Origin of the sequence: Streptomyces sp. IBSBF 2435 (genome assembly GCF_036815005.1) — a bacterium.
In the GTDB taxonomy this organism is placed as follows: domain Bacteria; phylum Actinomycetota; class Actinomycetes; order Streptomycetales; family Streptomycetaceae; genus Actinacidiphila.
Genome location: NZ_JAJSYW010000201.1, coordinates 1 through 12,546 on the forward strand (window position 1 = coordinate 1; position 12,546 = coordinate 12,546).

At 76.0% G+C, this 12,546-nt stretch carries 10 protein-coding genes and 1 pseudogene; all 11 read left to right on the forward strand.

Annotated elements, in window-relative coordinates; genetic code table 11:
- A pseudogene (locus V7E46_RS28635) lies at positions 1–688 on the forward strand (hypothetical protein); the annotation flags it as partial.
- Entirely contained in the window at positions 685–1,389 is a 705-nt protein-coding gene (locus tag V7E46_RS28640; protein WP_333771131.1) for a DUF4255 domain-containing protein, read from the forward strand. The pseudogene V7E46_RS28635 and the gene V7E46_RS28640, both read left to right, overlap by 4 nt.
- A 77-nt stretch (positions 1,390–1,466) precedes the next feature.
- Entirely contained in the window at positions 1,467–3,554 is a 2,088-nt protein-coding gene (locus V7E46_RS28645) for an ATP-binding protein (protein ID WP_333771142.1), read from the forward strand.
- Positions 3,555–3,741: 187 nt separating this feature from the next.
- On the forward strand, positions 3,742–5,301 hold the full coding sequence (locus tag V7E46_RS28650; RefSeq protein ID WP_333771133.1) for a phage tail sheath family protein: 1,560 nt from the start codon (positions 3,742–3,744) through the stop codon (positions 5,299–5,301).
- Positions 5,302–5,336: 35 nt separating this feature from the next.
- A complete protein-coding gene (locus tag V7E46_RS28655) occupies positions 5,337–5,777 on the forward strand; it encodes a phage tail protein (protein ID WP_333771134.1) in 441 nt (146 codons plus the stop codon).
- Positions 5,774–6,265, forward strand: a complete 492-nt coding sequence (locus V7E46_RS28660; protein WP_333771135.1) for a hypothetical protein — start codon at positions 5,774–5,776, stop codon at positions 6,263–6,265. Before V7E46_RS28655 ends, V7E46_RS28660 begins: the two co-directional genes overlap by 4 nt.
- Positions 6,262–6,420 carry a DUF6760 family protein gene (locus tag V7E46_RS28665; RefSeq protein ID WP_329177977.1) on the forward strand — a complete coding sequence of 53 codons (159 nt, stop codon included), beginning with the start codon at positions 6,262–6,264 and terminating at the stop codon, positions 6,418–6,420. Before V7E46_RS28660 ends, V7E46_RS28665 begins: the two co-directional genes overlap by 4 nt.
- 4 nt (positions 6,421–6,424) lie before the next feature.
- Complete coding sequence (locus tag V7E46_RS28670; protein WP_333771137.1) at positions 6,425–9,421, forward strand: hypothetical protein; 2,997 nt, start codon at positions 6,425–6,427, stop codon at positions 9,419–9,421.
- A gap of 24 nt (positions 9,422–9,445) precedes the next feature.
- Positions 9,446–9,871, forward strand: a complete 426-nt coding sequence (locus V7E46_RS28675) for a phage tail protein (protein WP_333771139.1) — start codon at positions 9,446–9,448, stop codon at positions 9,869–9,871.
- A 55-nt stretch (positions 9,872–9,926) separates the two neighbouring features.
- Positions 9,927–10,649 carry a CIS tube protein gene (locus V7E46_RS28680; protein WP_333771140.1) on the forward strand — a complete coding sequence of 241 codons (723 nt, stop codon included), beginning with the start codon at positions 9,927–9,929 and terminating at the stop codon, positions 10,647–10,649.
- Positions 10,646–12,472: a VgrG-related protein gene (locus V7E46_RS28685; RefSeq protein WP_333771141.1), complete on the forward strand. Its 1,827-nt coding sequence runs from the start codon at positions 10,646–10,648 to the stop codon at positions 12,470–12,472. The genes V7E46_RS28680 and V7E46_RS28685 overlap by 4 nt, the downstream gene beginning before the upstream one ends.
- Positions 12,473–12,546 lie beyond the last annotated feature (74 nt).

Below are 12,546 nucleotides of genomic sequence, written 5' to 3' on the forward strand. Positions count from 1 at the left end.
GACCCAGCCCCCGCCGACCCGGCCGCCGCCTCCGGCGCAGAAGGCAGGCCCCGGGGTCCGGGTCACCGCCCAGCCGAACCCGGGCTACGTCGGCGGCCAGGTCGTGGTGACGTACACCGTGCGCAACGGCCGCAACGCGCTGGCGACCGGGCTGCGGCTGCGCCTCGGACTGCCGGCCGGGATCCCGAAGGGCGGACCGCCGGCGGGCTGCGACGCCTCGTGGGTGTGCGCGCTGCCCGACCTGGCACCGGGCGCCGACAGCGTCGTGCAGGTGGTGCTCGCCCCCGACCACGCGCTGACCGCGCGGATCACCGGCGTCCTGACCACCTCGGGGACGGACGCCGACCCGGGCGACAACAGGGCGCGCACGACGCTGCGGATCCTCCAGCCGCGGATCGTCGCCGTACCCGGCATCGGCAAGCCCGGCTTCGTGACCTCGGTACGCGGCAAGGACTTCCCGCCGGGCGTCCCGGTGCGGTTCAGCTGGAACCCGGGGATCACCGCTGCCGCCGCGCCCACCGTGCCGGGTCCTGACGGCACCTTCATCGGCCAGTTGCTCATCCTCGCCAAGGACCAGACCGGGCCGCGCACCATCACCGCGCGCGGCCCCGGGTTCTCCCCGGTCAAGACCGGCTTCCTGGTGGTGATCGGCAGTGCGCAGCCGCGCGACGAGGTGACCCGCCGGTGATCCACGAGGCCGACGAGGCCCTGCGCGGCCTGCTCGCCGAGTCCGGACTCGAAGCGTCCGGCGTCGAGATCGTCTTCGACGCGCCCACCCGCGACTGGGCGGCCCGCCGCAACGCCCCCACGGTCTGCGTGTTCCTCTACGACATCCGGGAGGACGCCGCCCGGCGCGGCAGCGGGGCGGGAGAGGTCCACGGCGAGGACGGCCACGTGGTCGCGCGGCGCACCCCGCCCCGCTGGTTCGAGCTGACCTTCCTGGTCACCGCGTGGGCGAGCCGCCCGCAGGACGAACACCGGCTGCTCTCCCAGGTGCTGGCCACCCTGGTGGCCGTCGACGCGCTGCCGCAGCGGCTGCTCACCGGCTCCCTCGCGGAGCTGGGCATGACGGTGGACCTGGACACCGGCGGCGCGCAGCTGGACGCGCCGGCCGCCGCCGACGTGTGGTCGGCGCTCGGCGGCGAGCTGAAGGCGTCGCTCAGCGTACGGGTGCGCGCCCCGCTTGCCGGAGTGAGCCGGGCCGCCGCGCCGCCGGTGACCGAGGGGCTCGTGGTGCGCTCGGCTGCGCGGCAGGAGGGCGCGGATCCGGTGCCGGGCCGCCGGCTGCGGTACAAGGAGGTGGACGACCCGGGGCCTGAGGGATTCGCCGGGCCGCGGGAGCGGCACCCCGCCCCGGCCCGCCGCCGCAGGGGAGGCCGCCAGCCGTGACCGGCACCGCCGATACCGACGCCGCGGACACCTTCGCCCTCCGCACCGCAGGACCCCCCGCGCCGGCCCCGGGCCCGATCGCGCCGGCCGCCGGTACCGGGGGCGATCCCGCCGCCGGTGCCGGGGCGGACCCCCTCTGGTCGCGGCTGCGGCGGGTCGAGGAGCGGGTACGGTACGCCGTCGCGGCCCGCCGCGCCGCAGATCCCGACCCCGACGACCCCTACCGGGGCCAGTACCTCTCCCACGAGGCGGTGCGGCGGATCCTGGACGCGCCGGGCGGACTCCACGTGCCGGGGGACGAGCCGCCACCGCTGCCGCCCGGGTCCCGGCTGGGCGTGCTCGCCGCGGAATTCGGGCTGCCGCCGCTGGACACGGATCTGCTGCTGGTCGCGATGGCCCCGGACCTGGACGCCCGGTTCGAGCGCCTGTACGGCTACCTCAACGACGACCTGACGCGGCGCCGGCCGACGGTCGGGCTGGCCCTGGAGCTGTGCGGGCTGGCGTCGGCGTCGGCCGCCCGGTTCCGGCTCTCCGCGACGGCGCCCCTGGTGGCGGGCGGGCTGCTGGAGGTCACCGGGCCGGACCGCCCCGTGCTGTCCCGGACGCTGGCGGTGCCCGACCGGGTCACCGCGCACCTGCTGGGCGCCGGCGAGCCGGACGCCCGCCTCGCCGGGGTGCTCGGCGAGCCGGGGGACGACCCGACGGCCGAGGCGGAGGAGGTCCGCAGGGCAGCTGCGGCTGCCCGTTCGGGCACCGGCCTGGTGCACCTGCTCGACCGGGGCGGCGACGCGCCGGGACTCGCGGCAGCGGCCCTGAAGGCGGCCGGGCTGCGGCCGCTGGTCCTCGACGCGGCGGCCCTGGCCCGGCACTCCGGCGACGTACCCGTACTCGCCCGAGTGGCCGCCCTGGAGGCCCGGCTCACCGGGTCGGGCGTCGTCCTCGGCCCGCTGGAGGCGCTGCCTCCGGAGCCGGGCGAACGGGCCAGGCGGGTCAGGGAATTCTGCGCCGCGCTGCGGGGCACCCCGCTGTTCACGCACGGCACGGACGGCTGGGATCCGCTGTGGGCCGCGCAGACCCCGGTCGTCATCGCGGTGGACCCGCCCCCGCCGGCCCGGCGGGCCGCGCGCTGGCGGCACGCCCTGGACCTGGCCGGCGCGGGCGCCCCCGCGGCCGGGGACGCCGCCGGGCTCGCCCTGGCGGTCGCCGCGCACCGGCTCGACGGGGCGCAACTGCGCCGCGCCGTCGGGGCCGCCGTACGCGCCGCCGCGATGGCGGACCGCCCGCTCTCCCCGGACGACCTGCGGTCCGCCGTACGGGCGCAGAACAGCGCGGGGCTCGCCCGGCTGGCCCGCCGGGTGGTGCCCGACGTCGGCTGGGACGACCTGGTCCTGCCCGAGCAGACCCACCGGCGGCTGCGGGAACTCGCCGTCCGCGCCCGGCACCGCGACCAGGTGCTCGGGCAGTGGCGGATGCGGCCGGGCGGGGGCCGCGGGCGCGGGGTGATCGCACTGTTCGCGGGCGGCTCGGGCACCGGCAAGACCATGTCGGCCGAGGTGGTCGCGGCGGACCTCGGCATGGACCTGTACGTGGTCGACCTGTCCACGGTCGTCGACAAATACGTCGGCGAGACGGAGAAGAACCTGGAGCGGATCTTCACCGAGGCGTCGGCGGTCAACGCGGTGCTGCTCTTCGACGAGGCGGACGCGATCTTCGCCAAGCGCTCCGAGGTCAGGGACGCGCACGACCGGCACGCCAACGTCGAGTCGGCGTACCTGCTCCAGCGCATGGAGTCGTTCGACGGGATCGCCGTGCTGACCACCAACCTGCGGGCGAACCTGGACGAGGCCTTCACCCGCCGGCTGGACGTGGTCGCCGACTTCCCCGTGCCCGACGCGGGCCGACGCCTCGCCCTGTGGGAGCGGTGCCTGGGCGACCGGCTGCCCCGGGCCGGCGACCTGGACCTCGGCTTCTGCGCGGAGCGCTTCGAACTGGCCGGCGGCTCGATCCGGGCCTGCGCGGTGACCGCGGCCTACGGCGCGGCGGAGACCGGGAAGCCGCTTGCCATGGGGCAGTTGGTGGCGGCGGTGGCGCAGGAGTACCGCAAGCTCGGACGGCTGGTCCTGGAGCACGAGTTCGGGCCGTGGCTGCGGGACATGCCGGTCTGATCGGCCGGTCCAGGTCCGCGCGGGCACTGTCGGCCGCCCTCCGGGGCACCCGCGGGGTCCGCGCCGGCGTCCGGACAGGCAGCCGGGCTGCCCCCGGTCAGGCCCGCCCGCCCCTGTCGCCGCGCCGGACCGGGCTCGGAGACTCGGCATCGACGCAGGCGATCCGATGGAACGTGAAGGAGCGAGCATGCCGACGTACCTCACCCCGGGTGTGTACGTGGAGGAGGTGCAGTCCGGTGCCCGCCCGATCGAGGGGGTCGGCACCGCCGTGGCCGCGTTCGTCGGGTTCGCCCGCAGCGGCCCGTTCCACGAGCCGACCCTGGTGACCAACTGGGACCAGTACGTCCAGCGGTTCGGCGGTTTCACCGAGGGCACCTATCTCGCGCACGCCGTGTACGGGTATTTCTCCAACGGCGGCGGCGCGGCCTACGTGGTGCGGATCGGCGGGTCCGCCGACGACTCCTCCGCCCCGGCGGCCGGCGGCGGGGAGGCCCGGGAGGTCACGGCGGGCGAGCCGGTGGCGCTCGGCGGTTTCCTGCTCGCGGCCCGGCCCGGCACGTCGGGGCTGTCGGTGGAGATCGCCGACCCGGACGGCGAGCACCCGCCGGAGGACCGCTTCAAACTGCTGGTCCGCCGCGGCGACCAGGTGGTGGAGACTTTCGACGTCTCCACCCGCAAGAACGTCAAGGGCTATGTGATCGGCCAGGTCAGGACCTCCAAGCTGATCGAGGTCACCGAGCAGCGCGACGTCGGCCAGACCCGGCCCGCCAGCCAGACGGTGGCCCTGCCGGACCCGGCCGCCTCGCCCGCCGCGTCCGGCGCCGACGGGAGTTCCGGGCTCGACCCGGCCGAATACGTCGGCGACGCGTCCGCCCGTACGGGTTTCTCCGGGCTGGAGGCCATCGACGAGGTCACCATGGTCGCGGTCCCCGACCTGATGAGCGCCTACCAGCGCGGCGACATCGACGACGAGGGCGTACGCACCGTCCAGCTCGCGGTGATCTCGCACTGCGAGCAGATGGGCGACCGGGTGGCGGTGCTGGACACCCCGCCGGGATTCACCGCACAGCAGGCGCGGACCTGGCGGATGGACGAGGCGGGTTACGACTCCCGGTACGCCACCCTCTACTACCCGTGGGTGCGGGTCTTCGACCCGGCGGCCGGCCGCAACACCACCGTGCCGCCGAGCGGCCACATCGCCGGCGTGTGGGCGCGCAGCGACGCCGAGCGCGGTGTGCACAAGGCGCCGGCCAACGAGGTGGTCCGGGGCGCGGTGGACCTGGAGCTGCGGCTCAGCAAGGGCGAGCAGGACCTGCTCAACCCGATCGGCGTGAACTGTGTCCGCGCCTTCCCCGGACGCGGTGTCCGCGTGTGGGGCGCCCGCACCCTCTCCTCCGACCCGGCCTGGCGGTACCTGAACGTACGGCGGCTGTTCAACTACCTGGAGGAATCCATCCTGCTGGGCACCCAGTGGGTGGTCTTCGAGCCGAACGACGACCGGCTGTGGTCCAGCATCCGCCGCAATGTCACCGCCTTCCTCACCGAGGAATGGCGCCGGGGCGCGCTCTTCGGCCGCACCGCCGAGGAGGCCTTCTACGTGAAGTGCGACCGCGGCAACAACCCGCAGGAGTCCATCGACCAGGGCCGCGTGGTCTGTGAGATCGGGGTCTCGCCCGTGAAGCCGGCCGAGTTCGTGGTCTTCCGGCTCGCCCAGTTCTCCGACAGCACCAGCCTCATCGACGAGTGACCCGCGGGTCCCGCAAGGAAAGGTGACAGACAGCCATGGCAGAGGGCGACGCTCTTTCCACCCACGTCTTCGGCGTGCAGCTCGGCGGCTATCTCGTGGAGTCGATCCAGGAGATCAGCGGGCTGACCGTCGAGGAGGAGGTCGTCGAGGTCCGGCAGGTGACCGCAGATGGCAAGCAGATCATCCGCAAGCAGCCCGGCGCCCGGCAGGCCGGCGAGGTGACGATCACCCGCGGGCTCGACCAGAGCAGCGAGTTCACCACGTGGATCAAGGAGACCCTCAACAAGGGCGCCGTCGACACCGCCCGGCAGAACCTGACCATCGAGATCAAGGACTCCCAGGGCGAGACCGTCCGGCGTATCCAGCTGATGCAGGGCTGGGCCTCCAAGTGGGAGGGGCCGTCGCTCAAGGCCGGTGAGTCGGCCGCCGCCACCGAGACCGTGACGATCGTGTTCGAGGAGATCGTCGTCGAATGAGGCGCCGCACGGTGACCGCGGGCAACCTGGAGGAGATCCTGGAGGCGACGGCGCCCGCGCCGCCTCCCGAGCCGCAGCATGTCCGGGCCGCCCGCCCCGCGACAGCCGAAGACCAGGGCCTGCGCACGGAGTTCGCCTTCGAGCTGCCGCGCGGGTACGTGGACGAGGCGGGCACGGTGCACCGGCACGGGTCGATGCGGCTGGCGACCGCCCGCGACGAGCTGCGCCCGCAGATCGACCTGCGGGTCAAGGAGAACCCGGCCTATCTGAGCGTGGTGCTGCTGAGCCAGGTCATCACCCGGCTCGGCACCGTCACGGACGTGCACGCGGGCGTCGTGGAACGGATGTACGCCACCGACGTGGCCTTCCTCCAGGACTTCTACCGCCGGGTCAACAGCGAGGGCCACACCCGAGCCGCGGTGACCTGCCCGCACTGCGACGGCGCCTTCGAGGTCGACCTCTCGGGTGGGCGCCTGGGGGAATCGTGACGTACGCGCTCCCCCGGCTGCGAGAGGAGATCGCGTACATCGCCTACCACTTCCACTGGCAGCGCGAGGAGATCCTCGACCTCACCCACGCCGAGCGTACGCAGTGGGTGGCCGAGATCGCCCATATCAACACCCGTGTGAACGAAGGTGGTTGACGAGATGGCATGGCGGGACGGCCTGCGCCGCCGGGCCAAGGGGGCGGCCGGCGACGGCGGGACGCGAACCGGTGCGCCGGGCGCTGCTGCGGACGGGGCCGCGGCGGCCGCGGCGCCCGGCTCGATACCCGGGGACTGGGACGGCGGGTGGCGCCGCACGGCGCCGCCGCGGCTGACGCTGACCGTGGCCCGCGACGAACTCGGCGTGAGCGGCGGCCTCGCCTTCCGCTCGGGCCTCGCGTCCTGGCAGAACCCCTCCCTGGGCACCGGCCTCGGCCACGCGCTGCTGCCCTCCGCGCCGGTCGGCCTGGTCCACGGCGTCACGCGTCCCGGCCTGCCGAGCGGCGCCCGTACCGAGGGCGGCCCGCTGCTGCTGCGGGTGCCGCGGCCCGACGCCCCGGATGCGGCCGAGGGCGGTCCCCCGGCGGTGTCGGAAGGCGGCGCCCACCGGACCACGCGTACCGCCCCGGCACGTCCGTCGGGCGCGGCCCCCGCCGGCCCGTCCGCGCCGCCGCTCCAGCGGACCGCGGCCGGCGCGCCCCTGGGGCCGGGCACGGCGGTACCGGCCCTTCCGCCGGTACGGCGGGTCGCCGTACTGCCGCTCGCGGTGGGCGCCCGGGCCACGGGCCGCGCGTCCGCGGTCACGGGGTCCGGGCGTTCGGAGGGCGTACGCGACACGGGTACGAGCCGCGGGCCGGGAGCCACACGGCCCCTGGACGTAGAGGGCGTACGCGACACGGGCGCGAGCCGCGGGCCTGGAGCCACACCGCCCCAGGGCGCGGGCGGCCCACGGGACACGGGTACGAGCCGCGGGTCCGCGGTCACGGCACCACGGGCCGCGGATGCCGCGCCCGTACGGACCAGGCCGGTCGGTCCCCCGCTGACCGTGGCCCGGCGGATGCCCGGCGCGGTGCGCCGGATCACGGCGCTGCGGCCCGCCGCGAGCGGGACCGTCGCCCGGCGGGCCTCCGGCCCGGTGCCGTCCGCGGCCGTGCCGAGGCCGGAAGCCGCACCGCCGACACCGGAAGCCGCACCGCCGACGCCACCCGCCGGGCATCTTGCGCGCCCTGCCGGCCGGGCGACCCTGGGCGCGCCCCTGGACGGACTTCCCCCCACCGCGACGCCGCTGACGCCCGACGCGTCCCGGCCGGACCACCAGGCAGCGGCGACGCCCCGGGGCGCGGGCGGGCCGGGCCTGCCGGTCGTCCAGCGCCAGGCGGACGCGCCTGGTCCCGGGCCGGCCGCGGCGGTCGGCCCCGCACCTGCCCGCGTCCCGGGCCGCCCGTCCGGGGCGCGTACCCGCGGTGGTCTGGGGGCGCCGCTGCCCGCGATGCCGCCGACCGCCGAGCCGCCCCGCGGCACCGGCCCGGGCGCCCGTCCGGCGGCGCCGGGCGTCCAGCGCTCCCCCGCAGGTCCGCCCGCACCCGGGACCGCCGCCGGTACGCGGCCCGCCTCCGCGACCCCGGCAGGCCCGCCACGTACCTCCGGGACCCGCGCGGCTCCCGCTGCTTCCGGGGCCCCCTCCGATACGCGGCCTGTCACCGCGGGTCCACCGCCTGCTTCCGGGACGCCCACCGGAGCCCGGCCCGTTTTCAGGACCCCCGCCGGTCCACCGCCCGCTTCCGGGTCCCCCGCCGCTACCGCGCCGCTGCTGGGCGCGGGCGGCAGCGGGGCCGGCCCGGTCGTCAACGCCCCCGCGGCTCACGGGGTCTCCGCTCCACCGGCCGGCACCTCGCCGAGCCGCGGTCCCGCGCTGGTAAGCCGGACCGGCCCGCAGCCGGCCCCGGCGGGACCCGTACCGCCCCACGCTCCCGTACCGCCGGCCCCGGCGAAGCCGTCGCCGGGCGCGCCCGGCATCGTCCCGGGCTCCGACGCCCCCGCGGCCCGCGGGGTTTCCGCTCCGTCGGCGGAGACGGGCACCTCGCCGGGCCATGTCCCCGTAACCGTCAGGCCGACCGGCCCGCGGCCCAGCCCGGCGGGACCCGTACCGCCGGTCGCTCCCGTACTGCGCTCCCCGGCCGAATCCGGCGCCCGGACACCACCGCGGGTCACCGGGACGACCGCAACGGACCCCGGCCACCGCACGGGGCCGCACCCGATCGTCGTCGCGCGGGCCGTCGCCGCCGACCGGCGCATCCCCGGCGCCCACACCAGCGCCCACGGGCCGCCGCCCGCCGCCGGGCGAGTCGGCCCGGCACCCGCGGCCTCGGCGCCCGCGCCCCGCACCCTCGCCCTGCTCGCCGCGCGCCCGCTCGGCGTCCACACCCGCGTGCCCGAGGCTGCCGGAGCAGCCTCCGCCGCCCGCCCTCCCGTCGTGCCCGCCGCATGGAGCCGCGAACCCGCGCCCGCGCCCGACACACGACGTACCCCCGCCGCGGCACCGGGGGCCGGTCCGGCCGTCCCGACGAGCCCGCGGCACACGCCCGCGCCACCGGCCCGCGCGGTCCCCGTCGTACGCCCCGACACCCCGGTCCAGCGAGCCGTCGCCGCCGGCCGTCCGCGCGCACTGCCGGTGTCCGACCCGCAGGCGCCCCCGCTCCAGGCCCGCCCGCCCGTGCCGTCCGTGCCGTTCTCTTCCTCCGCGCCTTCCGTGCCCGTGGTCCGCGCCGTCCGCATGACCTCGCAGGAGCCGGAATTCGCCGCGAGCACCGCGGCAGTGGGGCGTACCGCGGGCCCGGCCGTACCGGTCGTCCAGCGCAGGGCGGCCGGAGGCGTACCCGCCGTCCAGCGGGACGCCCCCATGGCCGGGGGCCGACCGGCCGTACCGGCCGGGGTGCAGGTGGGTCCGGCGCCGGCGCGCCAGCCGTCCACCGCCGCGCCGCCACCGGCCACCGGGGGCAAGGCGGCGAAGGACCGGCCGGCCGCGGTCCAGGACCAGGCGGCCGGGATCGACATGGAGGACCTGGCGCGGCGGTTGCTGGAGCCGATGGCCCGCCTGCTGCGCGCCGACCTGCGGCGCGGCAGGGAACGTACCGGCCGCCCCTACGACGGACGCCGCTGAGGACACCGAAGGGATGGCCAACGGATGACGGACAACATCTTCGCGACGAGCGTGTTCTTCCGGCTCGCGATCGGCGGCAACGACCTGGGCGCCTTCCACACCTGCTCGGGGATGGGCGCGGAGGTCGAGATGGAGAGCTACGCCGAGGGCGGCAACAACGGCTTCGTCTGGCAGCTGCCGGGCCGCGTCAGCTGGTCGAACATCACGCTCACCCGCCCGGTCACCGGCGACACGGCGAAGATCGGGCGGTGGCTCGACGAGACGCTGCGCCGGGTGGAGCCCAAGGACGGCGAGATCGTGGCGCTGAAACCGGACCTGACCCGGATCATCAGCTGGCAGGTGCTCGGCATCGTGCCGGTGCGCTGGCAGGGGCCGTCCTTCGACCCGTCCTCCTCCCAACCGGCGGTCGAGACGCTGGAGATCGCCCACGCAGGCCTGCGTCCCTCCTGACGCGCGCAGAACCCCGGCAGCCCCGCCACGATCCGTACGGAAGGAGTCCCCGGTCATGTTCATTGCGGTCCGCAGCAGCCGGGCCCGGGCGCAGCTGACGCTGAAGGAACCCCCTTCGGCGGTCGGCGCCAGGCCCGGCGGCACGATCGCGCGGCTCACCCTCCAGTTCAACCCGACCACGCTCCAGTTGCGCAAGACCACCGAGTGGCGGCGCAACCCGTCGCGGATGGCCGGGCAGTCCGCGCTGCCCGAGTTCGTGGGCAGCGGGCCGCGCGAACTGAGCCTGGACGTCTTCCTCGACGCGACCTCGACCCACAGCAACTCGGTCGAGCAGGCGGTGGAGAAGCTGATGAAGGCGTGCGTGCCCACCCCGGCGAGCCTGGCGCGGAAGAAGCCGGCGAGCCCGTGGGTGCGGTTCGAGTGGGGCACGGCCCGGACGACCGCTTTCGACGGGGTGCTGTCGAGCCTGTCGGTGACGTACACGCTCTTCGACGTGGACGGCCGTCCGCTGCGGGCGACCTGCGCGCTGTCGATCGAGGAGGCGAGCGTCGACCCGCCGGGCCAGAACCCCACCTCCGGCGCGCGCACCGCCCGCAGCACGCACATTGTGGTCGCCGGGGACAGCCTGGCGCTGCTGGCCTGGCGCGAGTACGGGGACGCGACGGCCTGGCGGCTGATCGCCGAGGCGAACGGGATCGACGACCCGATGACCCTGGCCCCCGGTACCGAACTGATGGTGCCGGCGCTGGGGGACGTGGACGGCGAGGGGGAGCGGTGAGCTCATCGGAGGCACGCGGCGGCCGGCCGTTCGCGGCGGATCCCGTCGTGGAGGCGCACGGCGAACTGCCGCAGATCTGGGCGGCGCAGCTGGTGAGCTGCCTGGTGGACGAGAACGTGGGCCTGCCGGACACGGCGGTGCTCACCTATCGCGATCCCGACAACGAGTTCCTGGCGTCCACGGGCATCACCCTGGGCACACCGCTGCGGGTGTCGGTGGTGACGGCCGCGGGGCAGGCGCGCGAGCGGCTGTTCAACGGCGAGGTGACGGCGGTGGAGATCGACCGGGACGGCACGGGCTCGTTCACCGTGCTGCGGGCGTACTCCCGCGCGCACCGGTTGCAGCGCGGCAGGCGGGTGGTGGCGTACCGGAACATGACGGCCGCCGCGATCGTCCGCAAGGTCGCCATCGGGGCGGGTCTGGCCTGCGGGAGGGTGGAGGCGGCTCCAGTCACCTACCGGCAGCTGTCGCAGGCCAACGTCTCCGACTGGGATTTCCTGCAGTATCTGGCGGCCGAGAGCGGCGCGCAGGTGCGGGTCGACGACCAGGGGGTGCTCCAGTTCACCCGGCCGAAGCCGGCGTCTGGCGCGCCCGCGCCCTCGACCTCGGCCACGCAGAATCCGATGGTGCTGGAGTACGGGCGCAATCTGCTGGCACTGCGGGCCGCGCTGTCGGGCGCGGACGGCGCGGCCTCGGTCGAGGTGCGGGGGTGGGACGCCACCACCAAGACCCCGCTGGTGGCCCGGCACCCGTCGGTGACCAGCAAGACGGTGCTGCCCGGGCTCTCGCCGAGCGCCGGCGCCCGCTTCGGGCCGTCGGCGAAGCTGACGGTGACCGACACCCCGTACCGCACCCAGGCCGAGGCGACGGCGGTGGCGGACGCCGTCGCCGCCCAGGTCAGCGCGGGTTTCGCGGAGTTGGAGGTGGTGGCCGACGGCAACCCGCGGCTGCGCGCGGGGCGGCCGGTCGCGCTGGGCAACGTGGGGAAGGCGTTCTCCGGCCGCTACACGGCCACCGCGGTCCAGCACAGTCTGGAACCGCACAACGGCTACCGGACCACGGTGTGGGTCAGCGCCAGCCCCGACCGGTCGCTGGCGGGCCTGGTGACCGGCGCGAACGCGCCCGGCCGCGGCCCGCGCATGCCCGGGCTGGCGATCGGGGTGGTGACGGACGTACGCGAGCCGGGCGGCGCGGAGAGCGGCGGGGTCCGGCTCAGATTCCCCTGGCTGGACGGCACGTACGTGACGGACTGGGTGCGGACCGTGCAGTGGGGCGGCAAGGGCGGCGGGGGCGTGGCGAGCCCCGAGGTCAACGACGAGGTGCTGGTCGGCTTCGAACAGGGCCTGCTGGACTGCCCGTACGTCCTCGGCGGCCTCTACAACGGGGTGGACAAGCCCTCGCCGCACGACGTGCCCCTGGTGGACAGGACCAGCGGGAAGGTCAACCGGCGTTCGGTGGTGTCGCGTTCGGGCCACCGGGTGGAGCTGCTGGACGCCCCCGCGCCGGGTCCTTCCGGGGTACGGCTGCGTACGGCCGACGAGCGGCTGGAAGTGCTGCTGCACGACCGCGACAACACGATCGAGCTGACGGTGTACGCGGCCGGCGGCCGGCGCGCGCTGTCCTCGGTGCTGCTGGACAAGGACGGCATCACGCTGGACGCGCGGACCGGCACGGTCCGGTTGCGGGGCCGCACCGTGGAGATCGACGGCACCGCGGCGGTCACGGTCGGCGGCCGGTCGGTGAGCGTGACCGGGCAGACGGACGTCACCGTCAACGGCGGACTGCTGGGGGTGCTGAAGGCCGATCTCATCCGGATCAACTGACGCCGGCCCCGCGGACGTCGCCTGTCGCGTACCCACCGAGCCCTCCAACCGCCCTCCGGCCGCCGACCGTGACC

What these genes read in the sequence shown, in the direction of transcription:
- V7E46_RS28670 (WP_333771137.1), top strand. Translation starts at nt 6,425, where the DNA reads ATGGCATGGCGGGACGGCCTGCGCCGCCGGGCCAAGGGGGCGGCCGGC.
- V7E46_RS28680 (WP_333771140.1), top strand. Translation starts at nt 9,927, where the DNA reads ATGTTCATTGCGGTCCGCAGCAGCCGGGCCCGGGCGCAGCTGACGCTG.
- V7E46_RS28650 (WP_333771133.1), top strand. Translation starts at nt 3,742, where the DNA reads ATGCCGACGTACCTCACCCCGGGTGTGTACGTGGAGGAGGTGCAGTCC.
- V7E46_RS28655 (WP_333771134.1), top strand. Translation starts at nt 5,337, where the DNA reads ATGGCAGAGGGCGACGCTCTTTCCACCCACGTCTTCGGCGTGCAGCTC.
- V7E46_RS28675 (WP_333771139.1), top strand. Translation starts at nt 9,446, where the DNA reads ATGACGGACAACATCTTCGCGACGAGCGTGTTCTTCCGGCTCGCGATC.
- V7E46_RS28660 (WP_333771135.1), top strand. Translation starts at nt 5,774, where the DNA reads ATGAGGCGCCGCACGGTGACCGCGGGCAACCTGGAGGAGATCCTGGAG.